This is a genomic window from Bacillus sp. ok061, assembly GCF_900108285.1.
Taxonomy (GTDB): domain Bacteria; phylum Bacillota; class Bacilli; order Bacillales; family Bacillaceae_G; genus Bacillus_A; species Bacillus_A thuringiensis_S.
The window spans coordinates 40,103-64,276 of sequence record NZ_FNUW01000016.1 but is presented as its reverse complement, the minus strand read 5'-3'; the positions used below and the strand labels follow the sequence as shown (position 1 = coordinate 64,276).

The window sequence follows — 24,174 nt, the reverse complement described above, 5'->3', positions numbered from 1 at the left end:
AGCAGTCAGCACTCAAAAGATTATGCTGACTGTTTTTTTATTTCTTTTATGTATGAATCTACATTTTGAAAAGGCACCTTAATTTTAAACGCATCTTTTTGTTCATTAAATTGCTTTTCATTGTAGGGACCGAAACGTTTATTGTGCTTTACGTCAATAATCCAATAATGTTCACTTTTTTTATTTGCAATTGCTGCGTCAGGGTTGTTTGGATCTGATTTTTCCTCAGTTTGTTTTGCAATAATGTATTTATCATCCCAAGCAATGTCTGTAATTTTTGCAGGGATGTATTGTGTGGCATATACAGCATCTTGCGAGGGGAAAAGTTCAAATGCATTTCCAGAAGTACGTATGAGCTCGTATTCATCGTTAACCGTATAAGTTAAGTGACTTGTGTTTCCTGTACAACCGGTTAATAGGAAGGCGACGAATAGGATTATCCATTTTTTCAATATGGGAACCTCCTTTATAATGCTATTGTAACAAATTGTACAAGAAAAGTAAGAGAAACGCTAGTTTACAATGTTTTTTAGAAGTGGTACGATGAGACGGGTAAAGAAGGATATGAAGGAGTCGACATAAAATGAAGTTAAAGATGCATCGTCCAGCGCTTGTAATGAATCGCATAGGTGCTTCCCTAATTGACATGTTTTTAATCTCGGTTATGTATGGTGCAGTAGTAGCTATTATGACCGGAAACTATAGTGCTATGTTTAAGCGCTTTAATATAAGTTTAGGTGATTTTAGATATGATTTCGCAGTAGTTTTCATATTAATGGCGATATATTTTATTGTGTTACCCTTTATTTGGAACGGTGTTACACTTGGCAAAAAGGTAACGAGAATAAAATTAATTTCATTGAAGAGTGAAAAGCTAACGTTGCAAACATTAATTATAAGATTTTTTGTATTGTTATTGCCGAACGTATTGCTATTAGGAATTCCATTAATATGTAACGTATATATGATGTTGTTCCGCAAAGACAATTGCGGTTTTCAGGACTTAATTACAAAGACGAAAGTAATAAGTCTTGTATAATGAAAAAAGACCTTTTTATACATAAAATAAGAAGGTCTTTTTTTGTTATACTACAATTTATGTAATAATATCATTTTGGGTTTTGATAGATTGGGAATTGAGAAAAATTTACAATGATTAAAATAATATCTTTATATAATAAGGGGGAAATTGAAATGACTGGAGGTAGTGTAATCTTTTGGGAGATTTTAATTTTCATCGGTTTAGTTTTCGATCAGCGTAATAGTAGGAAAAAAGAAAGAGTAAAAAAAGTAATCGCTTACAAATAAATGAGCAATTTTTCTTGCTTGCAGAATAATCTCATAAAGGAGTATACTGAATGACGGTAAGACTTATAGAAGGGGTAATGAAAATGAAGCTTGCAGGAAAAGTTGCTATCGTAACTGGTGGTGGCATCGGTATTGGACGTAATACAGCTCTTTTGTTGGCTAAACAAGGCGCAAAAGTAATTGTGACGGACATTGATCAAGAAAGTGGACAAGCAACAGTGGAGGAAATTACGAATCTAGGCGGAGAAGCCCTTTTTGTATTCTATGATATGGAAAAGCAAGGAGATTGGCAACGCGTTATTAGCATCACTTTGAATGCATTCAGTCGCATTGACATGCTTTTTCAAAATGCTGGTTTATATAAAATAGATTCTATTTTTTCTCGCCAACAAGAGAACGATTCCAATGTACTTTGTATTAATGACGTTTGGATAGAGATAAAACAATTAACGTCATCTTTTATGAAACAGCAAGAAGAAGTGGTGCTTAGTGATTTACCGATTTTCGGTATTATTAGCACGAAAGGACAATCATTTCATACAGTAGAAGCCCTAGTATAATAATGAAAACCGCCCTCAATATATGTGGACGGTTTTTTTGTATGTTATATAGAAGGAAATTTTTTTAGCGAATACGTTGTTCTGTTTGGCTGTCAAAGAAATGCGCTTTATTTAAATCAAATGCCAATTTAATTTGGTCTCCAGGTGAGAATATATGTCGTGCATCAACACGTGCTGCAAAATCTTGATTTCCAAGTTTCATATATAAAATAGATTCAGCACCTAACAATTCAGCAACTTCAATTTTTGTTGTGAAAGTAGTAGATTGTGAAGCTTCTAAAAATAGTAGTTCATCATGAATGTCCTCCGGGCGAATACCTAAAACAATTTCCTTATTTACATAGCCTTGTTCACGCAGCATCTTCATTTTTCCTTCAGATACTTTGATTTTTATAGTATTGTCTATAACGAAATCGGTTTCAGTCAATTTACCACGGAAGAAGTTCATCGCTGGTGACCCGATAAATCCACCCACGAAAATGTTTTCTGGTGTTTCATATACTTCTTTTGGAGTTCCAATTTGTTGAATCTTTCCATCCTTCATAACGACAAGACGCGAAGCCATAGTCATTGCTTCTGTTTGGTCATGTGTTACATAAATTGTTGTTGTTCCAAGGCGATGATGTAGCTTAGAAATTTCTGAGCGCATTGCAACACGGAGTTTAGCATCTAAGTTTGATAATGGCTCGTCCATTAAGAAAACTTTTGCATCTCGAACGATTGCTCTACCTAACGCAACACGTTGGCGCTGTCCACCTGATAATGCTTTCGGTTTTCTATCTAAATATTGTTCAAGTCCTAAAATTTTTGCTGCATCTTTTACACGACGATCGATTTCATCTTTTGGTATTTTTCGAAGTTTTAATCCAAATGCCATATTATCATATACACTCATATGTGGATAAAGAGCGTAGTTTTGGAATACCATTGCGATATCTCGATCTTTTGGAGGAACATCATTCATTAGTTTACCATCAATTGAAAACTCGCCTTTTGAAATATCTTCGAGTCCAGCTACCATTCGTAACGTTGTAGATTTTCCGCATCCAGAAGGACCGACAAATACGATAAATTCTTTATTTTGAATGTGTAAATTAAAATCAGTTACAGCTGTTACGTTATTATCATATATCTTATAAATGTTTTCTAATTTAAGTTCTGCCATGGTATTTCCCCCTAGAAATAATTATGCAAACGTTTTCTTTGAGTTCATTATAAACGAATAGATTCAAAAAATAAATAAAAAAATAAAACGTTTTCATATATTGGAGAATTATTAGTGATTTTCGCGTTTTTTCTTAGAAAAAGAACAATAAAAATTGTAAGCGCTATTTTAAATTGAGATAGAATCTGTTATCATTCATTAATGAAAACGTTTGCACCTTAAAAAAGAGAAAAATGAATTATGAATGAAATGGGGTAGCATAATGGAAAAACAATGGTGGAAAGAAAGCGTAGTATATCAAATTTATCCTCGTAGCTTTATGGATAGTAATGGTGATGGTATAGGAGATCTTCAAGGGATTATTTCAAAGCTAGATTACTTAAAAGAGTTAGGGATTGATGTGATTTGGTTATCACCAGTCTATGAATCTCCAAATGATGATAATGGTTACGATATAAGTGATTATTGTAAAATTATGAACGAGTTCGGAACAATGGAAGATTGGGATGAACTATTACATGAAATGCATGAACGTAATATGAAATTGATGATGGATTTAGTTGTTAATCATACATCTGATGAACATAATTGGTTTATTGAATCACGTAAATCAAAAGATAATAAATATAGAGATTACTATATATGGCGTCCTGGAAAAGAAGGGAAAGAACCGAACAACTGGGGAGCTGCTTTTAGTGGATCTGCATGGAAGTATGATGAAATGACGGATGAATATTATTTACATCTGTTTTCTAAAAAACAACCGGATTTAAACTGGGATAATGAAAAGGTAAGACAAGATGTTTATGAGATGATGAAGTTTTGGTTAGAAAAAGGAATTGATGGATTCCGCATGGATGTTATCAATTTTATTTCTAAAGAAGAAGGGTTACCAACAGTTGAAACAGATGAAGATGGTTATGTTTCAGGTCATAAACATTTTATGAACGGTCCAAACATTCATAAATATTTGCATGAAATGAATGAGGAAGTATTATCGAATTATGATATTATGACGGTTGGTGAAATGCCTGGTGTAACGACAGAAGAAGCCAAATTGTATACTGGAGAAGAACGAAAAGAGTTGCAAATGGTATTCCAATTTGAACATATGGATTTAGATTCAGGAGAAGGTGGAAAGTGGGATGTAAAACCATGTTCACTTCTTACTTTAAAAGAGAATTTAACAAAGTGGCAAAAAGCATTAGAGCATACCGGATGGAATAGCCTTTATTGGAATAACCATGATCAGCCCCGCGTTGTATCTCGTTTTGGTAATGATGGAATGTATCGCATTGAATCTGCGAAAATGTTAGCGACAGTTCTTCATATGATGAAAGGAACGCCATATATTTATCAAGGTGAAGAAATCGGAATGACGAATGTTCGATTCCAATCAATTGATGAATATCGAGATATTGAAACGTTAAATATGTATAAAGAAAAAGTGATAGACCATGGTGAAGATATAGAAAAAGTAATGGATTCTATTTATATAAAGGGTCGTGATAATGCTAGAACTCCAATGCAGTGGGATGATCAGAATCACGCTGGATTTACAACAGGTGAGCCTTGGATTACTGTAAATCCTAACTATAAAGAGATTAATGTGAAACAAGCAATCCAAGATGAAGGTTCAATTTTTTATTACTATAAGAAATTAATTGAGCTACGCAAAAATAATGAAATAGTTGTATATGGATCATATGATTTAATATTAGAGAATAATCCTTCTATTTTTGCTTATGTAAGAACATATGGAGACGAAAAACTACTTGTTATTGCAAACTTTACTGCGGATGAAAGTGTATTTGAAATGCCTGAGGATATTAGTTATAGTGAATCAGAATTATTCATACACAATTACGATGTAGAAATCGGATCGATAGATAACATTACATTACGTCCGTATGAAGCGATGGTATTCAAATTGAAATAAGAAAAATCCTTATGCCACCTTGGCATAAGGATTTTTTGGGTTACCATTTTAATATGGAGAATCCATATGGAGGAAGTGTAACTTGTAATACACTTGCTTCTGCTGAAAATTCTTCATTTGTATAAATGTTAATTATTTTCTTACCAGTAACATGAAGAGGGAGTGAAACTGTAACTTCACTATTAGTGGGGTTTAAAACGAAAAAGATAGTTTCATCCTCATATGTTTTCGTATAAGAAATATAATTATGTTCATCATTTGCTTCGATGAATTGAAAAGTACCATGTCCTCCAAAAGCTGCATGTTGTTTTCGTAATGAAATCAATGTTTGTATATGTGTAAATAATGCATGATCTTGTTCTTTAGTATCCCAAATCATACATTTACGGCAATCGGGGTCCATACCACCATCCATGCCGATTTCATCTCCGTAATAAATACATGGAGAGCCGATGAAAGAAAGATGGAATACATAGAGCAATTTCAACTTATTTTTATCTCCATTGCATGTTGTTAAAATTCTTGGAGTATCATGGCTATCTAATAAATGAAAGGCTGCTTCATTTACATTCATAGAGTAGGAATGTAGAGATTCTGTAATTTGCTTCATGAATTCACTTGCTTTAATGGAATCGTTAGCAAAGTAAGAAAGTAGAGCGTTTGTAACAGGGTAGCTCATGACAGCATCAAATTGATCGCCTTGTAGCCACGGAAGGGCATCGTGCCAAATTTCTCCCAAAATATATACTTCAGGATTTAATGTCTTTATTTCAGTTCGGAATTCTCTCCAAAAGTTGTGATCGACTTCATTTGCGACATCAAGACGCCAGCCATCTATATTGAATTCTCGTACCCAATAACGTCCTACTTCAAGTAAGTATTCTTTTACATCTGGATGAGCTGTATTTAATTTAGGCATATACGGTGTAAAGGCGAAAGTATCATAATTTGGAAGTGGCTTGGTTATAATCGGGAATTCATGAATGTGGAACCACTCTTTATATGCGGACTTCTCACCGTTCTCTAGAACGTCTTGAAATTTCTCGAAAAAGTATCCACTATGATTAAACACAGCATCGAGCATTACTTTTATACCGTGCTTATGACATTCTTCAACGAGCTCTTTGAAAGTTTCTTTCGTCCCAAATTGTGGATCAATTTCCATATAGTCAATTGTGTCATATTTATGGTTTGAATGAGCTTTGAAAATAGGTGTGAAATATATTCCGGAAATGCCAAGCTTAACAAGGTAATCAAGGTTTTGAATAACACCAGCAAAATCTCCACCGAAAAAATTAGTTGGAGTTGGATTCGTACTTCCCCAAGGAAGAGTGTTTTCTGGATTCAGCGTACTATCGCCATTAGCGAATCGTTCAGGGAAAATCTGATACCAAACGGTGTCTTTAATCCAGGATGGTGCTTTGAATACATCATCTGCATGAATAAATGGAAAACAGAAAAAGTTACCAACATCATCATTTGGAATGTTAGAAAAGAATCCTCGCTCTGTATAAATAAGAGTGTCTGTTTCAGATTTTAATTCAAATCCATAACGTAAGCGCTTAAATTTTGGTTCGATTGAAATGGACCAATAATCAAATAATGCAGTAGAACCCGTTTTTTTCATTGGTGTACTTAATGAAATCCATTTCCCGTCTTTCCATTCGTAAGGATCACCGTAAATAAGATCGGCGTTTTGAATATCATCTTTCTTAGTACGTATGCGGATGTGAATTGTTTGTTCATTGTAAGCGTATGCATAATTATCTTTCGGCCTATGATAAATGGCTTCTTTAAACATATAGAAAATCCCCCTTCAATATCTCTATACATAGTATTCCCTTAAGTGTAATAATAAAGCCTATATTGCAAACGATTGCCTTTCTCGTAGCTTTAATATTGCTTATAAGAGTAGTATTCATTTCATATAAAGTCAATGCATAAAGAGTATAATGACATAATTTTTAAATTAATATTTGCAAAATGAATAAAAGAATGTATAATGATAGACAAATAGCGCAAACGTTTTCATAAATTTGAAATATTGTTTGCGCTTCAATTAAACCATTAAATGCAAACGTTTTCAGTTACTAAGGTACATAGACAATTTAGGGAGGTTTTTGGGATGAAGAAAGCATTATCATTATTAACGGTTTCCGCATTATCTATTGGTATGTTATCTGCATGTGGACCGAAAGATTCAGGGAAAAAAGAGGAAAGTAAAGCGAAAAAAGACTATGACCTTCTTGTTTGGGAAGATGAGAAAAAAGGTGTGGGTCTAGAGCCAGCGGTGAAAAGTTTTGAAAAGAAATATAATGTGAAAGTAAAAGTTGAAGAGGTTCAGATGACGAAACAAATAGAAAAACTTCGTCTCGACGGTCCAGCTGGCACAGGGCCAGATGTTGTAACATTGCCACATGATCATATTGGTAATGCGGTAACAGAAGGGCTACTTTCAGAAGTGAAAGTAGATGATACAGTAAAAAGTAAATTTACAGATTTATCAATAGAAGCACAAACATATAACGGAAAAATATACGGTTTACCAAAAGCGATTGAAACACCAATCTTTATTTATAATAAAAAAATGATGCAAAAAGCACCCGAAACGATGGATGAACTGTTTAACTTCTCAAAAGACTTTACGAAAGATGGAAAATACGGATTTTTAGCACTAGGAGATAACTTCTACTTCGCTAATGCATTTATGGCAGGTATGGGTGGTTATGTATTTGGTGAAAAAGATGGAAAGCCAAATGCAAATGATATTGGATTAAATAATAGCGGTGCGGTACAAGGTGCTGAATATATTCAAAAATGGTACAAAGAAAAGTTATTCCCGAAAGGTATTATCGGTGAATCTGGTGGTTCAGCTGCAGATGGATTGTTTAATGAAGGAAAAGCAGCATCTATTATGAATGGTCCATGGGCATTCCAAGCGATGGAAAAGGCTGGAATAGATTATGGTGTTGCTCCAATGCCGAAATTACCAAATGGTCAACCGATGAAAACGTTCGTTGGCGTAAAAGGATGGCATGTAACAAGCTTCTCTAAACAAAATGATTTAGCTACAAAATTTACTGAGTGGGTTACAAATGAAGAAAATGCTAAAATTCGCTTTGAGAAAACGAAAGAAATTCCACCAGTAAAATCAGTAATGGAAGATCCAATCATTAAAGAAAATGAGGCTGCAAAAGCGGTTGCGACGCAATCGGAAAATGGAATTCCAATGCCGAATATTCCAGAAATGCAGGAAGTTTGGAAACCAGCTGGGGATGCGCTTCAATTAGTTGTATCAGATAAAGAAGCACCAAAATCCGCACTTGATAGTGCAGTGAAACAAATTAAAGGTAATATTGAGGCAAATCATAGTAAGAAAAAATAAGGTGAAATTCGTGCCTCTAATATGAGGGGCACGAATTCTCTCCCTTCCATGTGGGAAGAAAAAAGGGGGAAGGAACATGCAAACATCTATGGAACCTGCAAAGGGGTTAAACCATTCAAAGCATAGGAAAATGGCAACCGTGTTATCAATCATTCCGGGCATGGGCCAAATATATAATAAACAATTTGTAAAAGGTCTTATTTTTCTAGTATTAACAGGTTCATTTATTGTAGCCTTTGCTGATTTATTAAATATGGGATTATGGGGCATTGTAACGCTCGGTACAGAAGTTCCACGTGACCATTCTGTCTTTCTATTAGTAGAAGGGATCTTGGCACTTATCGTTATCGCGTTTGGGCTCGGCATATATGCATTTAACTTATATGATGCATATCAAAATGGAAAGAAACGTGATATAGGAACACCGTTAAATTCTGTAAAAGAGCAATACCGTAATTTGTTAGATCAAGGCTTTCCTTATTTAATGGTTTCACCAGGTTTTCTACTACTTATCTTTGTTGTCGTATTTCCAATCATCTTCGTAATTTTAATTGGATTTACAAACTATGATTTATATCATTCTCCTCCAGCTAAATTAGTAGATTGGGTGGGTTTTAAAAACTTTATTGATATTTTCACATTACCGATGTGGAGAGATACATTTTTAAGTGTATTTTCTTGGACTGTCATTTGGACATTCGTTGCAACAACATTACAAGTTGCACTTGGTATTTTTTTAGCGATTATCGTAAATCAGCCTGGTATTAAAGGTAAGGCAATTATTCGAACAATCTTTATTTTACCGTGGGCTGTTCCAGCATTTGTATCTATTCTTGTATTTGCTGGTATGTTTAATGAAACATTTGGAGCAATTAACAACCAAGTATTAGCTTTATTCGGGATTGAAAAGATTGCTTGGATGACAGACCCGTTTTGGTCAAAGATTGCTTTAATTATGATTCAAACATGGCTTGGTTTCCCGTTCGTCTTTGCAATGACAACAGGTATATTGCAATCGATTCCAGGAGAATTATATGAAGCGGCTACAGTAGATGGAGCAACTGCTTGGCAACAGTTTCGTAAAATTACATTGCCACTTGTGTTATATGCAACAGCACCAATATTAATTACGCAATATACGTTTAACTTTAATAACTTTAGTATCATCTATCTATTTAATGGTGGAGGTCCTGCTGTAGCTGGACAAGACGCAGGTGGAACGGATATTTTAATTTCATGGATCTATAAGTTAACGATGACTTCGGCTCAGTACGGTAAAGCAGCAGCTCTTACAATGATTTTATCGTTAATTGTTATTACAGTTGCGTTATGGCAATTTAAGAGAACAAAATCATTCCAAGAAGAGGATATGATGTAAATGAATATTAAACGACAAAAGATCCTACGTCTTTCATTAAGTTATTTAGTTATCTTCATAATGTGTGCGATTATTTTCTATCCATTACTATGGATAATTGGCTCATCGTTTAATCCAGGGGATAGTTTATCTGGGTCAAGTATTATTCCGAAAAATGCCACATTAGATCATTATCGCAAGCTACTTGATCTCGATTCAAGTAATTACTTACTTTGGTATAAAAATACTTTGAAAGTTAGCGTAATGACGATGATTTTCTCTGTACTAGCTATTAGTTTTACTGCTTATGCATTTTCGAGATATCGTTTTGTTGGAAGAAAGAATGGTTTATTAACATTTTTAATTCTGCAAATGATCCCGAATTTTGCAGCGTTAATCGCACTATATATATTAGCTCAGTTAACAGGATTACTTGATACACATCTTGCATTAATTTTAATTTATGTGGGCGGAGCAATTCCGATGAATACATGGCTTATGAAAGGGTATTTTGATACGATTCCGAAAGAGTTGGATGAATCAGCTCGAATGGATGGAGCAGGGCATTTTCGTATTTTTTGGCAAATCATTATGCCACTTGCAAAGCCAATCGTAGCGGTTGTAGCGTTATTTACTTTCATTGGTCCATTTACAGATTTCATTTTAGCGAGTATTATTTTGCGAACACCAGAAAATTATACTTTAGCAGTTGGATTATATGAAATGGTTGCGAAGAAATTCGGTAATGAATTTACAACGTTTGCAGCGGGTTCTGTGTTAATTGCGATCCCAATTTCAATTTTATTCCTATCACTACAAAAATACTTTATTTCTGGTTTAACAGCTGGAGGTACAAAAGGATGAAAAATGGGACATTACGTCCCATTTTTCTTTTCATCTCCCTATAAATAAGTTTATAGGGAGATGAAAAGAGATTTGACATCACATGTGAAAAGAAGTGAAATAAATAGTATATTATAGTATAGGAAAAAATAGCTATATCCCTTACAATACATGAAGAGGGAGAATAGGATTAGTTTTGCAAGATATAAGAAATGAAAGTTTATGACTTGCAATGAGTGCGAGATAAAATATATGAAAAATGGCAGAGAAATGAGAGGAGGGGGATTTTTATGACAGTTACAATTAAAGATGTGGCGAAGCAAGCGAATGTTGCACCATCAACAGTTTCTCGTGTAATTGCTGATAATCCAAGTATAAGTGAAAAGACAAAGCGCCGTGTTAGGAAAGTGATGAGTGAATTAGGGTATCATCCCAATTTAAATGCGAGAAATCTTGCGAACCAAACGACGAAAACACTTGGTCTTGTTATGCCAAGTTCTGCAAGTAAAGCTTTTCAAAATCCATTTTTCCCAGAAGTTATAAGAGGGATTAGTTCATTTGCACACGTAGAAGGTTATGCGCTTTACATGTCGACAGGTGAAACGGAAGAAGAAATTTTTAATGGTGTCGTAAAGATGGTACAGGGACGCCAAATTGGTGGCATTATTCTTTTATATTCAAGGGAGAATGATCGGATTATTCAATATTTACATGAACAAAATTTCCCGTTTGTTTTAATAGGAAAACCATATGATCGAAAAGATGAAATTACATATGTAGATAATGACAATTATACAGCTGCAAGAGAAGTGGCAGAATATTTAATTTCATTAGGGCATAAGCAAATCGCGTTCATTGGTGGTGGATCAGATTTACTTGTAACGAGAGATCGTTTAGCTGGTATGAGTGATGCCTTGAAATTAGCAGACATTGTATTACCAAAAGAATATATTTTACATTTTGATTTTTCGAGGGAAAGTGGTCAACAAGCTGTTGAGGAATTAATGGGACTGCAGCAACCGCCAACGGCAATTATGGCAACGGATGACTTAATTGGACTTGGTGTGTTAAGTGCTCTTTCTAAAAAAGGATTCGTTGTACCGAAAGATGTTTCTATTGTAAGCTTTAATAATGCTTTATTATCAGAAATTGCGAGCCCTCCACTTTCGACAGTTGATGTGAATATTTATCAGCTAGGATATGAGGCAGCAAAAGCTTTAGTTGATAAAGTAGAGAATGCAGAATCCGCTGCAAAGTGTATCATTATTCCTCATAAATTACTAAAACGTCAAACTTGTGATCATTATGCATAAAAAAGCTAAGAGTTTAACTCTTAGCTTTTTTCATTAGAAAGGCTTCTAATCGGTCGCAGCCTTCTTTTAAAATTTCGATACTATACGCATAGGACAAGCGAAGGTAGCCTTCACCGTATTCAGAGAATGCTGTTCCAGGAACTACAGCTAGTCCCGCTTCTTTGACAAGATCAAGTGCAAAATCAAATGATGAAGATGTCAAATGACCAACATATGGGAATAAGTAAAATGCACCTGTTGGCTTTTCAACTGTTAATCCCATTTGAGTGAGTCTATTATATACGTAATCACGGCGTTTTTTATATTGGTGGCGCATCATTTTTGGTGCGTCTTTAGCTGCTGTTAATGCTTCAATTGCAGCGTATTGAGCGATTGAAGTAGCACACGTTACATTGTATTGATGAACTTTTAATATGTGTCCTGCTAAATAGCTTGGTGCGAATAAAAGTCCAACACGCCAGCCGGTCATAGAATGTGATTTAGATAAACCGTTAATGACAATTGTCTTTTCACGCATTTCTGGGAAATGTGCGATAGATGTATGCTTTTGTTCATATACAAGCTCGCTATAAATTTCATCTGAAAGGACGAAAATATTTTTATCTTTTAAAACATCTACAATATCTTTTAATTCTTCTGTGGATAAAGTTACACCAGTTGGATTAGAAGGATACGGTAGTACGATACATCTTGTTTTTTCTGTAATAGCATTTTTAAGCGCTTCAGCTGTTAAACGAAATCCAGTTTCACGAACATCTACAAAAATAGGCGTTGCACCGCATAATCGAATAATAGGTTCGTAGCCTGGATAAATAGGAGCAGGTAAAATTACTTCTGTTCCTGGCTCTAAAATCGTTCGGAATGCAACATCAATTGCTTCGCTAGCACCGATTGTAACGATGGTTTCGTTTTCAGGTGAGTAATGTAAATCGTAGTTATCTTTTACGAAGTTACAAGCTGCCTTACGTAATTCTAGTAAACCAGCGTTATGTGTATAGCTTGTATAGTTTTCTGTAATAGCCCGTTTTGCCGCTTCTTTCACGAGAGAAGGTGTAGGGAAATCGGGTTGTCCAATTGTTAAAGAAATCAAATTACCATAGTTTTGAATCATGTTAGAGAATTGACGGATTCCAGAAATTTGGATGTCCTTCACTCTAGGGTTAATGAATTGTTCCATTGTATCTCCCTTTCTTCCGTTTGAAAATTAAGTTCATTTTATCATATTTTCTATGATCGCGCTTTGTATATGTAATTTAGAAAGAGAGAGAAAAGAGAAAAAAAGCCGCTATAAGCGACTTTTTAATATCCGTATTCCCAATCTATTTCATCTTCATTCCAGAGTACAGAGGATACCTTGCCAAGGTGAACAACTGATTCGTTCACAGCACATGTGCAATTTTCATCTCCTGCTTTATGCTGTAACTCTTCATATACTGATTTTTCAACATTTTCTAGAACAACCAAATTTTCTTCTTTTAAAACAAGCGTAGTACCCGCCATATTTATCTTCCTCCTACTAAAGTAATGATCACTTATTTGTAAACATAGATAGTATGGATTATATGCTGTATTTTGCTATAGTTGTCCGTCTAAAAAAGTATTTTTATATTTTCTTTGTAATCCGTATTCATTGTATACTGCACGAAGGAAATTTGGTACAGGGTTTACAATCATTTCGAAAATCTGTAACAATTATGATGAGTTGTTAACAAAGAATTAACAAATATATTAAGAAAAATCAAAATTTTAAAACAAATACACCTATAAAATGATATAATCATATCAAAATACATATAGGGGATGAGAGGTTATGGAGCTTATCCGTGATTTATTGATTCAAATTGCCATCATAATTTTGCCACTATTTTTATATGAAGCGATTCGTTTAAATCGCTATCAAGAAATGCCTCCGAAGCCAAATCGTTACTTTATTATGTTTTTATCTAGCGTTACGCTCATTCTCTCCATGACATACTCTATTTGTTTTGGCAATGTGTGTGGATATAACTTTCACCCCATTCCAATTGTCAGTGGTTTTTTATATGGTGGGATTGTTGGTTTAATCCCAGCGGTTATTTTTGTTGCATATGAATGGTTACTAAAGGGAATGAGCTTTCTTCCAGTTTTAGAAGTAATATTTCTATTGATAGTTCCGCTATTTTTATCAAAGAAATGGTCTCTTTTTTCAAGGGATAAGAAATTAATTTTAGCATTTATGATTTCATCATTTTATGTGCTTGTTTCTTTAGTATTAGGCATGATTAATGTTCTTTTGGAAACAGGATTTACACCGTATATTTCGCAAATATATAGCGGATTTATATTTGCCTCGCTTATCATGGTCATGACAATGGTATTTCAGGTGTATTTAACTGAATATTTAAATGAAAATGCATTGCTACGTACAGAGATGCAAAAATCAGAAAAGCTTAATATTGTAAGTGAGTTAGCAGCAAGTGTGGCACATGAAGTTCGAAATCCACTTACTGTTGTTCGTGGATTTATCCAATTGTTAGAAAGTACGGAAGATGTGAAGAATAAGGATTATATGCGTCTCGTATTAGCTGAATTGGATCGGGCGGAACAAATTATTTCAGATTACTTGAATTTAGCAAGGCCGCAAATTGAGAAAAAAGAACACATTTGTTTATCAGCCCAATTAATAGAAATGACCACTCTCATGTCGTCATTTGCAGCGATGCAAGGTGTATATTTACAAGTTGAAATTTCAGAAAGTCTTTATACGATTGGTGATAAGACAAAATTGAAGCAAGCTATTATGAATGTTGTTAAAAATGGTATTGAAGCAATTCAAGGAAATAAAGGATATTTAAAAGTAACAGCTATTCAAAAAGACGAAACAATCATAATAAGAGTTAAAGATAGTGGTGTTGGTATGACAAAAGAACAGTTAGCAAGACTGGGACAACCATATTATTCTTTAAAAGAAAAAGGGACAGGATTAGGGCTTATGGTAACATTTAGTATTTTACAAGCGCATAATGGTACATTGGAATATAAGAGTGAAAGTGGAAAAGGCACTGAAGCAATTATTATATTACCAGCTGTACAAAATAAGGAATAAAAGTTACCGATGGAAGGTAACTTTTTATTTTATATTGTTTATTCATTTGTTTTTTCTTGTTTTGCTCGGTTAAATAAACTTTTAAATGATTGAAAGAAGCTTTGCTCTTTTGAGGCAGCAACCATTCTTTTTGTTTCTTGAATTTCTCGAATAACTTGCATAAGCTGTGCATCACGGTTACTGTCCTTGTTATAAATTTGACTAACAAGTTTATTCATTTTTTCTTCCTGTTTGGATTCTCGTTTATACATATGATTCATTAATAAGTCCATCTTTTCTTTTTGCAATGCATCTGTTTGAGCGGCGTGATCGACTAACTCTTGAAGCATTTTTTCTTGAGAGCCTTCTTTTACATAAACTTGTTGCATCAATTCGTCTAGTTTCTCATCCTTTAAACGATTTTGTGTAATTAGAGTAGAATTTTGATGAATAATTGCCTCATTTAATTGAGCTAGCATTTCAAGTTTTAACATGAACTCCTCAAAGTTACGCCCATCTTCTTTTTCTTTCGGTTGTATCTCTTGTTTATCTTGTATAACTGGTACAGGTGGGGCCTCTTTTTCTTTTAAAATAATCGGTATCGTTTCTGAAATGTCTTCTTGTAATGTAGCAGCTCTTTCATGTATAGATTTCAATAGTTTTAAATCATCAAGTTTATAAATACGAGCATCAGCTGTTTTGGAAATCATATAACCATGTTCCTCTAACAGTTGACTATATTTGCGGACTATATGTTTTGGGATGCCTGTTTTATTCGTAACATCTTTCGTTTTATAGGTAGCTTCCATGATATTTCCTCCCCAAAAAGTATCGTATATATCATTTCAATCTTTTATGAGGACTTCCTTTGAAAAAGAATGTCGGAAGTCTATTAGTTTTCTACAGCATTAGTGAAAAAATGAAAGTTTTTGGCGGAATGGCAAGGAATAACTAAGATAATGTCTGAAAACATATACAGGAGAAGTTTGTTATAATAACGGAGGAAAAAAGAAACTGGTAGAAACATGGAGGTATACATGAAGCAATTAAAAGGTATTATCATTTCAATTATCGCAATTCTGTCTATTGTAGTAGCAGTTTATGAAGTACTTGTGCCAGAGGAAACAAGTGTAAAGAAAACGAATACGTATGATCAAGTGTTAGAATTTCCGAAAGAACGTTATCCAGAGACAGGAAAACATATTACGGATGCTATAAAAGAAGGGCATTCAGAAGTTTGTACAATCGATCGTGGTGGTGCTGCAGATAGAAGGAAATTGTCGTTAGCACCATATCCTTCAAAAAAAGGGTATGATCGTGATGAATGGCCAATGGCGATGTGCAAGGAAGGCGGAAAAGGAGCACATATTGAATATATAAGTCCGGCGGATAACCGCGGAGCAGGCTCTTGGGTAGGGAATAAGTTAGATAAATATCCAGATGGTACGCGTGTGAAATTTGAAGTGAAGTAGTAGTTGTACATTTCATAATGAAGGAGAATGGGAACTATGGAGTTAACAATTTCTTATTCGCAATTAATGTTGATGAACTATGACGGTGAGCAGCCTTATGTAGACTGGACGGATGAAGATTTTGAAAGAGGTTATGCTCAGGCAGAGGGAACTGTTATTTTTGAAGCACTTTCTGATTATACTTGTGAAGTGAAAGTGACTTGCGAGAAACATATTGAAAAAGAAGAAGTGGTTAGAACGATTACGGTTCCTTTTACAGTTGAAAATGAAAGTATCGTTATAACGAGTATTCTTTCAAATAAATTTCAAATACCTATTCCAAATGGTGAGTATACAGTGGTCTTACAAGCAATTCCTCTTGAAGAGCCAACGGATGATGAATTATATAAAATACAATACGAATTCTTTTTTGAAAGTAAAGAATAAAAAATGGGTTATCCTGAGAAAAGGATAACCCATTTTTGTTATGCGTTTGTTTTTAAAAGGGAACGAGCATCTTTCGCTGCTTGCACCATATGTTCTAAAGCTGGAATAACTTCTTCTGTTCTTCTCGTTTTTAAACCACAATCAGGATTAATCCAGAAATATTTAGGATCGCATACTTCTAAAGATTGTTCTACAATTTTATACATTTCATCTTTACTCGGTACACGTGGGCTATGAATATCATATACACCTAGGCCGATGCCTTTTTCATATGTTGTATGTTTTAAAGTATCAATAAATTCTCCGTGACTTCTTGATGTTTCAATAGAAATCACATCTGCATCTAATGCGCGAATCGCGTCAACAATATCTTCGAAGTTACTGTAACACATATGAGTATGAATTTGTGTTTCATTTGCTACAGAAGAAGTTGCTAAAAGGAAGGATTGTACTGCCCATGTAATATAAGCATCCCAATCTTTTTCTTTTAGTGGCATTCCTTCACGAAGTGCGGGCTCATCGACTTGGATTACTCTAATTCCGGAAGATTCAAGTAGTTCAATTTCGTGACGAAGAGCTAGTGCAATTTGATACGAAACTTCTTTTCTTGGAATGTCATTTCGAACGAAGGACCAATTTAAAATTGTAACAGGGCCAGTTAACATTCCTTTTACAACTTTCTCCGTTAAGCTTTGTGCATAAACTGTTTCCTTAATAGTCATTCCGTTAATAAAGGCTACATCACCATAGATAACAGGTGGTTTTACGCAACGGGAACCGTATGATTGTACCCAACCGTTTTTAGTGAATGAGAAACCAGCAAGGCGCTCACCAAAATATTCGACCATGTCAGTTCTTTCAAATTCACCATGTACAAGGACATCAAGCCCAATTTCTTCTTGGTAACGAATCCATTTTTCTGTCTCTTTTTCAATAAATTGTTCATATTGTTCATTTGAAATAACACCGTTACGCCATTCTTTTCGCGTTTGACGAACTTCAGTTGTTTGCGGGAAGCTACCAATAGTCGTTGTTGGTAATAGCGGTAACTCCAGGGCAACTTGTTGTAATTCGTATCGTTTTTCAAATGGAAGAGGACGTGAAAAATCTTCTTCTTTTAGTGCTGTTCGTGCTGCTTTGACATCTTCACGGTTACGTGCAGCAGATGAACGAATTGTATGATGTACATTTCGGTATGTTTCCAGCTCATTACTAATGCTTTCTGTACCTTGAGTGAGAGCGGAATGAATAAGAACTAACTCTTCTAATTTTTGATTTGCAAATGCTAACGCATCAAACAGCTCACTCGATAAGTGAGTTTCTTCTGTTTTATCGATTGGTGTATGCAATAAGCTACAAGAAGGCTGAACGATGAAATCTTTCGTTTGGACTTGTTTTTGTAACGTTGTAAATAACGCAAGAACTTCATCAAGGTCAGCTCTCCAAATGTTACGGCCGTCTATACAACCGACAGCTAAAGTTTTATCAGCTGGGAATCCATATTTTGAAATAGCATGTAAATTACCTTCTTTACCATGAATGAAATCTAATCCAATACCGGATACCGGGAATGTAATAATTTCTTCATAGTTTTCTTCTACGCTATCAAAATATGTTTGTAAAAGAAGAGTCGCATTTGGAACTTCTTTACGAATAGCTTCATAAATTTCTTTTGCTTGTTGAACTTCTTCTTTAGTTAAAGAAGCGAAAATCGGTTCATCAACTTGAATGGCTTGTGCACCAGCTGCATGTAGTTCTGAAAGCAGTTGTACGTAAGGTGCAACTAACTGTTTTAAAATGGTAGAAAATTGTTCTTGTGTATAGCCTTTTGCTAATTTTAAGAAAGTATATGGTCCTAAAATAACAGGCTTGCCATCTACTCCTAATTCTTGTTTTGCCTCTTCGTATAAGCGAAGTGGACGATTATCTTTTAAAGAGATTTGTAATCCCTCTTCATATTCAGGAACGATATAGTGATAGTTTGTGTTAAACCATTTTGTCATTTCGGAAGCTACGTGATCTTTAGAGCCACGCGCCATTGCGAAATATACATCAAGGTAAGATGTAAACTCAGAAAAACGTGATGGGATAAATCCTAGCATATAGGCAGTATCCAAAACGTGATCATAATATGTAAAGTCGCCAATTGGAATGAGTTCAATCCCTTTTTCTTGCTGTACTTTTACGTGTTGAAGGCGAATTTCTTTCATTGTTGTTAAAAATTGTTCTTCATCGATTTTATTGGACCAAAAAGCTTCCAATGTTTTTTTCCACTCTCGTTGTAGTCCGATACGTGGATAACCTAAGTTACTTGTTTGAATTGCCATTTTAAATTCCTCCCTAATTGAAAGTAAGCATTTCCGTTTACTAGGAAATACCTATAACAAAAAGTACAAAGACATAGAAAATAAGCCTTCCTTTTTGTTTTAACACCTCATCATCATCCGTGAATCTATCAGTGTTGTTAAAACAGGCAGGTCTCCTGACTTATGCTTCATATAATTTCTTTCACCTTCCCGTTTTCACAGTGGCACTAAAAAGAAATCTCAGCATTTACAGTGGCGGGACCGTGTTGGAGTTTCACCAAGCTTCCCTTTTAAACACGAAACGAAACTTTCGTGTACCTATTTTCCTTTTGAAAGGAATTTAACAAGCGATATGATATTGAAACAAATTCTAACACAATTTTTGGAATTTTGTCTACTGTTTTAAAATAAGAAAATTCCAAAGTTTTTATTTCTTATTATTCTGACTTTTTTATTCTGAAGTAACTAATAATATTACAGTATAAAAAGAGAAATTGAGCTATGAAAGAAGTAGGGATGTCTTCTTTCATAGCTCAATTTTCATCTATAGCAACTTCTGAAAGTCGGCCTGCTATAGCATCTTTAAGGAGGGTGTTTAGCCATTTTAATTCAACTGTAATATGCTCAATTACACTTTGTAAAATATATAGTTGTGCACGTGGAACTTTTCCTTTATTACAATCATATATCGTTTGCATAGTATGTAAATATTGAAGAGTATCGTTTTTCTTTTTTTCTAAAATAGGAACTAATTCGTGATCATTGCTAAAGTGAGCGAAAGATAAGGCTGAATAAATAGGTTTATATATTTGGTTTTTTGCTTCGAATTGTTTTAATAGTAAAGTGTGGAATAGTTTTTTGCCTTCTTCTGTTATATGAAAAATCGTTTTGTCAGGTCGATTTGTGTCTCTAATTACATTTGTAATATGAATTGCGCCTTGCTTTTCTAATTGCTCGAATGCGTAATAAAGTGATCCTTTAGCATATTTAATGTAACAATCCATTTGTCGTTCTTTCATAATATGCTGCACTTCATATGGATGTTTATCTCCTTCGAGTAGCAAGCCGAGAATGACTAATTTCATGCTCATGCTGTCTCAACTCCTGTATATAAAAACTTTATCCGGCATTAACGGGCAGCAAGACACCCACCCAAAAATTCAGCAGAACCAAAGAAGTTAGGTGGGGGGGCGGGCTGTCCATAAAAGCCCGATTGGTTCAATTAATAATCAGTGGGGGATGAACAAAACCGCCACTGATTAAAGATTCACTTTATACATATTATAAACGGCATATCCTTTTTCATAAAGGGATATGCCGCTTCTTTTTTATATTAACTGACTTGCTTTTGTTTTTCTTTCTTTTTAGGGCCTGTAAAGAGGCGTTCATTTCCCATAAGTAAAATACAAATAATACTTAGTACAGCCGGAATAAGTGCCCAGAAGAATGTGTTCGCAATAGATGTAGCGAGAGCTTCTTTAATACCCGCTAATATTTCAGCAGGAATTTTTGCGGTAGCGCCTGGTGATAATAAGAAACTTGTGTCTCCACCTTTTGGAGCTAATTTTGCTAGTTCAGGGGGGAACACAGAGTTTAGTTTATCTGTAAAAATATGATTTTGAATTGTACCGAAAATCGTTACACCAAGAGTCATACCGAGTGATCGGAAGAATGAGTTTGTTGATGTCGCCGAACCACGGTCTCGCATTTCTAACTTGTGAATAGAAGACATACTTAATACTGAGAATGAGAAGCCAACACCAAGCCCAGCGAGAATCATAAATAGTGTTACGAGTAAACGAGGTGTGTCCATTGTTAAAGTACTTAATAAATAAATACCAAGAACGAAGAAGACGCCAGATACCATCATAATGTTACGATAGCTTGTTCGAGAAGCTAATTGTCCTCCTGTTTGACTTCCAATTACAGAACCAACCATCATTGGTGTTAAAATTAATCCAGCATTAGAGGCGGAACCTCCAAGAACGCCTTGAATGAAGATTGGAATATAAACTGTACAGATAATAAAAGCGGCACCATAGAAAAAGGCAACTCCTTGACTAGCTGCGAATAAAGGTTTTTTAAATAGATGGAACGAAATAATAGGCTCGGTTGCTTTTCGTTCTACAAAGAAGAAAATAATAAGCTTAATAACTACTGTTGTAAATAAGCCAATAATTACATTGGAATTCCAGGCATACTCCTTACCACCAAGTTCTAATGCGAACATTAAGCAAACGATACTTATGACAAGTGTAATAGAACCAGCCCAATCAATTTTTTGTTTTCTAAATTCTAGAGACTCACTGTAGTATTTAGTAATGAAGAAAAAGGAGATAAGTCCTAATGGAATATTGATATAGAAGACCCAATGCCAACTTATATAGTCTGTAATATAAGCGCCTAATAAAGGACCGAATACACTAGAGGTCCCGAAAACAGCACCGAATAGTCCTGTCATCTTCCCGCGTTTTTCTGGTGGGAAGATATCGTACATAATTGTGAAGGCGATAGGCATAAGAGCACCACCACCGATACCTTGAATAGCTCTATAAATACTTAATTGCTCAATACTTGAAGCTGTTCCGCAGAGCGCAGAACCGAATAAGAAAAGAATGAGGCCACCAATATAAAAACGTTTCCGCCCATACATATCAGAAAGTTTCCCGAAGATAGGCATCCCTGCCATTGTTGCTACCATATAAGCTGATGTGACCCAAACAAACTTATCAAATCCTCCTAAGTCTCCAACAATTGTTGCCATTGCGGTTGCAACGATTGTATTATCCATTGCGGCCATTAATATACCAAGCAGTAAACCAGCAACAACAAATTTTGTCTTGTTGGCGTCTTTTTTTAATGGTTGAGTTTCCAAATATAACCCTCCTTTAGAAATAAGTAAACTATATTAAGTTTTGAGTGCAGTGGATAAAAAATTTAAATGTATAGTTGATTTTAATTTCTTTTCCATAAGTGCACTGATATGCCATAAAGAATATTATAGTCAAATTTGACTATAAGGCAAACTTTTTCTTCCGTCAAAATATTCTTTCGTATGAGTAGAGAACGAGTGAGCCATACTGAATATTGCCATAAAGTAAATTGTAAAAAAATTTCATTAAGAACACCTTCTGTTAATAGATGAAAAATGGTTTTTTCTTCATATTGTCGAATAGGATAAAAGGAAGAGAAATATTAAACATTGCTTGTAGTAAGCTTTAGTAATTTGGGGAATTCATTGTGTGTATGATACATCTGAAATGAGGTGAATATATATTATGAAAATATGGGGGCGAATTTCGGATACAGGAAAGTATTCAATACCGCTACAACCAGTATTGTGGATTGACGGATCGAAAAAGGAAAATGAATTTCCTCAAGTAGCCGTTACATTAAAAATTGGTAGTATGTATACAGAACAATTTTCGTATGAATTGACCTACGATGTAAACGACATACTTATTATGAGAATTGAAGTGGAAAATAAAGGGGTAGAAATGATTTCGAGAGTTGTTGTAAGTCATATGATTCGAGATTACTTTGCTTATATTCCTAATTCTTTAAAAGTTGATAAGGGGATAAGTGAGTTTTTATTCCAGCTTGTAAGGTGGCGAATTGATGATTTGTTACCGAATGAAAAGGTGGAACTACGTTGTAAAATAAAAGCTAATAAAGATAAAGCTCTTAAACAAGCATTCTTTCAGGCTACATATACATTTCAAGATAAAGAGATATCATATGGTCCACTGCAAACAAATGAAGTTGTTGTGCGTCAATAATAAAAAGGAACCTGTACAAAAGGTTCCTTTTTTTAGTGAAGGTTGTGTTTTTTGAGTATTTTCTTTTGCTCCATTCCTTTTTTTCCTACATAGTTATTTTTGTAGCCAAAGTATAGAATAAATAAAAATGAAACAACATTAACAATAGCGTCGATTTGATCGTTTGTAATAAAGTGTATGCCGAAAGAGGTAAATAATAATTTTAATGATAATAGAAAACCAGCTAGTAAACGCATAGCATCTGATAGATTCTCTTTTTGTAGCATATAGATTACTCCTTTCTATAAAAGTTATATATTATATATATGAAATAGAGTAGAAAAGGTATACAAGCTTAAGCAGAAATGTACATTGGATATGTACATTTTTTATTTTGTAGAAAAACATTATTGATATAGAAACATATATTGGTATAAAAGGGGGAGAAGTATGAAACATAAAGGGAAAATTAGTGGATTATTACTTGGAAATACAGTGGCAGTTACAGAATGGATTGCACTTCAGGATGTAATTGCAAAACTGGATTCACGATCATTTTATACCGTCTTTATTATTTATATATTGCAAATGATACTAAGTTATTATTTTGGACATTGGTACGATAAAAGAGCGAACAAGCGTATGAATGTAGAAGTAGGAGGAATGGCAAGCAACGATTTTGTTGTTGATTTTTTTGGGAAAGTAGCCGCTTTATCTGAAAGAGCTTCCCGTAATATTACAGTTTACATTCTTTCTGTAAAAGAATGGGAAGGATTAAAAGACGCGTTGCAAGAAAAAAAATTGGGAGTGTTAGTACAAAAATTAGAGAGTACCATTGTAAAGTCAATTCGGAAGGGAGATGTTGTTACAAAGTGGGATGAAAATAAGTATGTTATTGTAGCAATTGATAATGGTCATGAAACATCAACAATAACAAACAGATTAATGAAAAATATTGAAAGTGAAATAGAAGGTGATTTACTCAGTGTCACTCTTTTATTTGGAGCAGCTAGCTATCCAGTAGAAGGAAAAACGTTTGAAGAACTGTTGAGAAAGTCGCAAAATCAATTGTACCAGTATAGAAATTTGCAAGAAAATGAGTGAAGCTTTGATTTGAAGATATTTGATAGGAAGAAGTTTTATTTGTAACATTTTTTTGACTTTTATTACAAAAAAACGCTTCGTTTGTAATAAAAGTCTTTAAAAATATATGAAATAAGCATATAATTATGATGGTAGTGCCAATGCAATTTGCACAATGTGTTTTATTTTAAAAGT

The 24,174-nt window shown here is 34.3% G+C and carries 23 protein-coding genes and 1 riboswitch; of the genes, 13 read left to right on the top strand and 10 right to left on the bottom strand.

The window, feature by feature from the left end; all coding sequences use genetic code 11:
- Positions 1-20: 20 nt before the first annotated feature.
- Positions 21-452 (bottom strand): DUF3997 domain-containing protein, encoded by a 432-nt coding sequence (locus tag C4S65_RS20405; protein WP_000758793.1) that lies wholly within the window; start codon positions 450-452, stop codon positions 21-23.
- A gap of 131 nt (positions 453-583) precedes the next feature.
- Here C4S65_RS20405 and C4S65_RS20400 point away from each other — a divergent pair, with 131 nt between their 5' ends.
- The 3 genes from C4S65_RS20400 to C4S65_RS20390 all read left to right on the top strand — a co-directional run bounded on the left by C4S65_RS20400 (position 584) and on the right by C4S65_RS20390 (position 1,868).
- Complete coding sequence (locus C4S65_RS20400) at positions 584-1,039, top strand: RDD family protein (RefSeq protein ID WP_000769078.1); 456 nt, start codon at positions 584-586, stop codon at positions 1,037-1,039.
- Between the two features lie 155 nt (positions 1,040-1,194).
- Positions 1,195-1,308, top strand: coding sequence for a hypothetical protein (locus C4S65_RS20395; RefSeq protein WP_000145648.1), 114 nt, complete (start codon positions 1,195-1,197; stop codon positions 1,306-1,308).
- A 50-nt stretch (positions 1,309-1,358) separates the two neighbouring features.
- Positions 1,359-1,868, top strand: a complete 510-nt coding sequence (locus C4S65_RS20390) for an SDR family NAD(P)-dependent oxidoreductase (protein WP_000218414.1) — start codon at positions 1,359-1,361, stop codon at positions 1,866-1,868.
- Positions 1,869-1,932: 64 nt separating this feature from the next.
- Here the strand turns inward: C4S65_RS20390 and ugpC are convergent, their stop codons facing one another.
- On the bottom strand, positions 1,933-3,033 hold the full coding sequence (gene ugpC / locus C4S65_RS20385) for a sn-glycerol-3-phosphate ABC transporter ATP-binding protein UgpC (RefSeq protein ID WP_061666343.1): 1,101 nt from the start codon (positions 3,031-3,033) through the stop codon (positions 1,933-1,935).
- 262 nt (positions 3,034-3,295) lie between these two features.
- Here ugpC and malL point away from each other — a divergent pair, with 262 nt between their 5' ends.
- Complete coding sequence (malL, locus tag C4S65_RS20380) at positions 3,296-4,972, top strand: oligo-1,6-glucosidase (protein WP_086407642.1); 1,677 nt, start codon at positions 3,296-3,298, stop codon at positions 4,970-4,972.
- Between the two features lie 40 nt (positions 4,973-5,012).
- Here the strand turns inward: malL and C4S65_RS20375 are convergent, their stop codons facing one another.
- On the bottom strand, positions 5,013-6,773 hold the full coding sequence (locus C4S65_RS20375) for an alpha-glycosidase (RefSeq protein ID WP_086407641.1): 1,761 nt from the start codon (positions 6,771-6,773) through the stop codon (positions 5,013-5,015).
- A 324-nt stretch (positions 6,774-7,097) separates the two neighbouring features.
- Here C4S65_RS20375 and C4S65_RS20370 point away from each other — a divergent pair, with 324 nt between their 5' ends.
- From C4S65_RS20370 to malR, 4 genes are all read left to right on the top strand, one after another.
- Positions 7,098-8,357, top strand: a complete 1,260-nt coding sequence (locus C4S65_RS20370) for an extracellular solute-binding protein (RefSeq protein WP_000709931.1) — start codon at positions 7,098-7,100, stop codon at positions 8,355-8,357.
- A 76-nt stretch (positions 8,358-8,433) separates the two neighbouring features.
- Positions 8,434-9,735: a maltosaccharide ABC transporter permease MalC gene (gene malC, locus C4S65_RS20365; RefSeq protein ID WP_086407640.1), complete on the top strand. Its 1,302-nt coding sequence runs from the start codon at positions 8,434-8,436 to the stop codon at positions 9,733-9,735.
- Complete coding sequence (malD, locus tag C4S65_RS20360) at positions 9,736-10,578, top strand: maltosaccharide ABC transporter permease MalD (protein WP_098838278.1); 843 nt, start codon at positions 9,736-9,738, stop codon at positions 10,576-10,578.
- Between the two features lie 269 nt (positions 10,579-10,847).
- Entirely contained in the window at positions 10,848-11,870 is a 1,023-nt protein-coding gene (gene malR, locus C4S65_RS20355; protein WP_000219052.1) for a maltose operon transcriptional repressor MalR, read from the top strand.
- 13 nt (positions 11,871-11,883) lie between these two features.
- Here the strand turns inward: malR and C4S65_RS20350 are convergent, their stop codons facing one another.
- Both C4S65_RS20350 and C4S65_RS20345 read right to left on the bottom strand, forming a co-directional pair.
- Entirely contained in the window at positions 11,884-13,047 is a 1,164-nt protein-coding gene (locus C4S65_RS20350; RefSeq protein WP_103945414.1) for an aminotransferase A, read from the bottom strand.
- Between the two features lie 122 nt (positions 13,048-13,169).
- The gene (locus C4S65_RS20345; RefSeq protein ID WP_000929277.1) at positions 13,170-13,370 is read right to left on the bottom strand and encodes a hypothetical protein; all 201 of its coding nucleotides are present in this window, start codon (positions 13,368-13,370) and stop codon (positions 13,170-13,172) included.
- Positions 13,371-13,680: 310 nt separating this feature from the next.
- Between C4S65_RS20345 and kinB the strand changes: the two genes are divergently transcribed.
- Positions 13,681-14,955 carry a sporulation sensor histidine kinase KinB gene (gene kinB / locus C4S65_RS20340; RefSeq protein ID WP_000420361.1) on the top strand — a complete coding sequence of 425 codons (1,275 nt, stop codon included), beginning with the start codon at positions 13,681-13,683 and terminating at the stop codon, positions 14,953-14,955.
- 38 nt (positions 14,956-14,993) lie between these two features.
- Here the strand turns inward: kinB and C4S65_RS20335 are convergent, their stop codons facing one another.
- Positions 14,994-15,743, bottom strand: coding sequence for a DUF3967 domain-containing protein (locus C4S65_RS20335; RefSeq protein WP_000388465.1), 750 nt, complete (start codon positions 15,741-15,743; stop codon positions 14,994-14,996).
- Between the two features lie 228 nt (positions 15,744-15,971).
- Between C4S65_RS20335 and nucA the strand changes: the two genes are divergently transcribed.
- Together nucA and C4S65_RS20320 are read left to right on the top strand one after the other, a co-directional pair.
- Positions 15,972-16,406: a DNA-entry nuclease gene (gene nucA / locus C4S65_RS20325; protein WP_000811508.1), complete on the top strand. Its 435-nt coding sequence runs from the start codon at positions 15,972-15,974 to the stop codon at positions 16,404-16,406.
- 36 nt (positions 16,407-16,442) lie between these two features.
- Entirely contained in the window at positions 16,443-16,832 is a 390-nt protein-coding gene (locus C4S65_RS20320) for a competence protein ComJ (RefSeq protein WP_000424036.1), read from the top strand.
- A gap of 38 nt (positions 16,833-16,870) precedes the next feature.
- Here C4S65_RS20320 and metE read toward each other — a convergent pair whose 3' ends face one another.
- The 3 genes from metE to C4S65_RS20305 form a co-directional block, all read right to left on the bottom strand.
- On the bottom strand, positions 16,871-19,159 hold the full coding sequence (gene metE, locus C4S65_RS20315; protein ID WP_001007611.1) for a 5-methyltetrahydropteroyltriglutamate--homocysteine S-methyltransferase: 2,289 nt from the start codon (positions 19,157-19,159) through the stop codon (positions 16,871-16,873).
- A 127-nt stretch (positions 19,160-19,286) separates the two neighbouring features.
- Positions 19,287-19,475, bottom strand: a riboswitch (cobalamin riboswitch).
- A 196-nt stretch (positions 19,476-19,671) separates the two neighbouring features.
- Positions 19,672-20,229 carry a PadR family transcriptional regulator gene (locus C4S65_RS20310; RefSeq protein WP_086407639.1) on the bottom strand — a complete coding sequence of 186 codons (558 nt, stop codon included), beginning with the start codon at positions 20,227-20,229 and terminating at the stop codon, positions 19,672-19,674.
- A gap of 242 nt (positions 20,230-20,471) precedes the next feature.
- The gene (locus tag C4S65_RS20305) at positions 20,472-22,013 is read right to left on the bottom strand and encodes an MDR family MFS transporter (RefSeq protein WP_103945413.1); all 1,542 of its coding nucleotides are present in this window, start codon (positions 22,011-22,013) and stop codon (positions 20,472-20,474) included.
- A gap of 403 nt (positions 22,014-22,416) precedes the next feature.
- Between C4S65_RS20305 and C4S65_RS20300 the strand changes: the two genes are divergently transcribed.
- Positions 22,417-22,917, top strand: a complete 501-nt coding sequence (locus tag C4S65_RS20300) for a hypothetical protein (RefSeq protein WP_000708116.1) — start codon at positions 22,417-22,419, stop codon at positions 22,915-22,917.
- Positions 22,918-22,949: 32 nt separating this feature from the next.
- Here the strand turns inward: C4S65_RS20300 and C4S65_RS20295 are convergent, their stop codons facing one another.
- Positions 22,950-23,183 carry an SPP1 phage holin family protein gene (locus tag C4S65_RS20295; RefSeq protein ID WP_000939448.1) on the bottom strand — a complete coding sequence of 78 codons (234 nt, stop codon included), beginning with the start codon at positions 23,181-23,183 and terminating at the stop codon, positions 22,950-22,952.
- A gap of 163 nt (positions 23,184-23,346) precedes the next feature.
- Between C4S65_RS20295 and C4S65_RS20290 the strand changes: the two genes are divergently transcribed.
- Positions 23,347-24,000, top strand: a complete 654-nt coding sequence (locus C4S65_RS20290) for a diguanylate cyclase (protein ID WP_000680817.1) — start codon at positions 23,347-23,349, stop codon at positions 23,998-24,000.
- Positions 24,001-24,174: the final 174 nt, after the last annotated feature.

What these genes read in the sequence shown, in the direction of transcription:
- C4S65_RS20400 (WP_000769078.1), top strand. Translation starts at nt 584, where the DNA reads ATGAAGTTAAAGATGCATCGTCCAGCGCTTGTAATGAATCGCATAGGT.
- C4S65_RS20395 (WP_000145648.1), top strand. Translation starts at nt 1,195, where the DNA reads ATGACTGGAGGTAGTGTAATCTTTTGGGAGATTTTAATTTTCATCGGT.
- C4S65_RS20390 (WP_000218414.1), top strand. Translation starts at nt 1,359, where the DNA reads ATGACGGTAAGACTTATAGAAGGGGTAATGAAAATGAAGCTTGCAGGA.
- ugpC (WP_061666343.1), bottom strand. Translation starts at nt 3,033, where the DNA reads ATGGCAGAACTTAAATTAGAAAACATTTATAAGATATATGATAATAAC.
- malL (WP_086407642.1), top strand. Translation starts at nt 3,296, where the DNA reads ATGGAAAAACAATGGTGGAAAGAAAGCGTAGTATATCAAATTTATCCT.
- C4S65_RS20375 (WP_086407641.1), bottom strand. Translation starts at nt 6,773, where the DNA reads ATGTTTAAAGAAGCCATTTATCATAGGCCGAAAGATAATTATGCATAC.
- C4S65_RS20370 (WP_000709931.1), top strand. Translation starts at nt 7,098, where the DNA reads ATGAAGAAAGCATTATCATTATTAACGGTTTCCGCATTATCTATTGGT.
- malC (WP_086407640.1), top strand. Translation starts at nt 8,434, where the DNA reads ATGCAAACATCTATGGAACCTGCAAAGGGGTTAAACCATTCAAAGCAT.
- malD (WP_098838278.1), top strand. Translation starts at nt 9,736, where the DNA reads ATGAATATTAAACGACAAAAGATCCTACGTCTTTCATTAAGTTATTTA.
- malR (WP_000219052.1), top strand. Translation starts at nt 10,848, where the DNA reads ATGACAGTTACAATTAAAGATGTGGCGAAGCAAGCGAATGTTGCACCA.
- C4S65_RS20350 (WP_103945414.1), bottom strand. Translation starts at nt 13,047, where the DNA reads ATGGAACAATTCATTAACCCTAGAGTGAAGGACATCCAAATTTCTGGA.
- C4S65_RS20345 (WP_000929277.1), bottom strand. Translation starts at nt 13,370, where the DNA reads ATGGCGGGTACTACGCTTGTTTTAAAAGAAGAAAATTTGGTTGTTCTA.
- kinB (WP_000420361.1), top strand. Translation starts at nt 13,681, where the DNA reads ATGGAGCTTATCCGTGATTTATTGATTCAAATTGCCATCATAATTTTG.
- C4S65_RS20335 (WP_000388465.1), bottom strand. Translation starts at nt 15,743, where the DNA reads ATGGAAGCTACCTATAAAACGAAAGATGTTACGAATAAAACAGGCATC.
- nucA (WP_000811508.1), top strand. Translation starts at nt 15,972, where the DNA reads ATGAAGCAATTAAAAGGTATTATCATTTCAATTATCGCAATTCTGTCT.
- C4S65_RS20320 (WP_000424036.1), top strand. Translation starts at nt 16,443, where the DNA reads ATGGAGTTAACAATTTCTTATTCGCAATTAATGTTGATGAACTATGAC.
- metE (WP_001007611.1), bottom strand. Translation starts at nt 19,159, where the DNA reads ATGGCAATTCAAACAAGTAACTTAGGTTATCCACGTATCGGACTACAA.
- C4S65_RS20310 (WP_086407639.1), bottom strand. Translation starts at nt 20,229, where the DNA reads ATGAGCATGAAATTAGTCATTCTCGGCTTGCTACTCGAAGGAGATAAA.
- C4S65_RS20300 (WP_000708116.1), top strand. Translation starts at nt 22,417, where the DNA reads ATGAAAATATGGGGGCGAATTTCGGATACAGGAAAGTATTCAATACCG.
- C4S65_RS20295 (WP_000939448.1), bottom strand. Translation starts at nt 23,183, where the DNA reads ATGCTACAAAAAGAGAATCTATCAGATGCTATGCGTTTACTAGCTGGT.
- C4S65_RS20290 (WP_000680817.1), top strand. Translation starts at nt 23,347, where the DNA reads ATGAAACATAAAGGGAAAATTAGTGGATTATTACTTGGAAATACAGTG.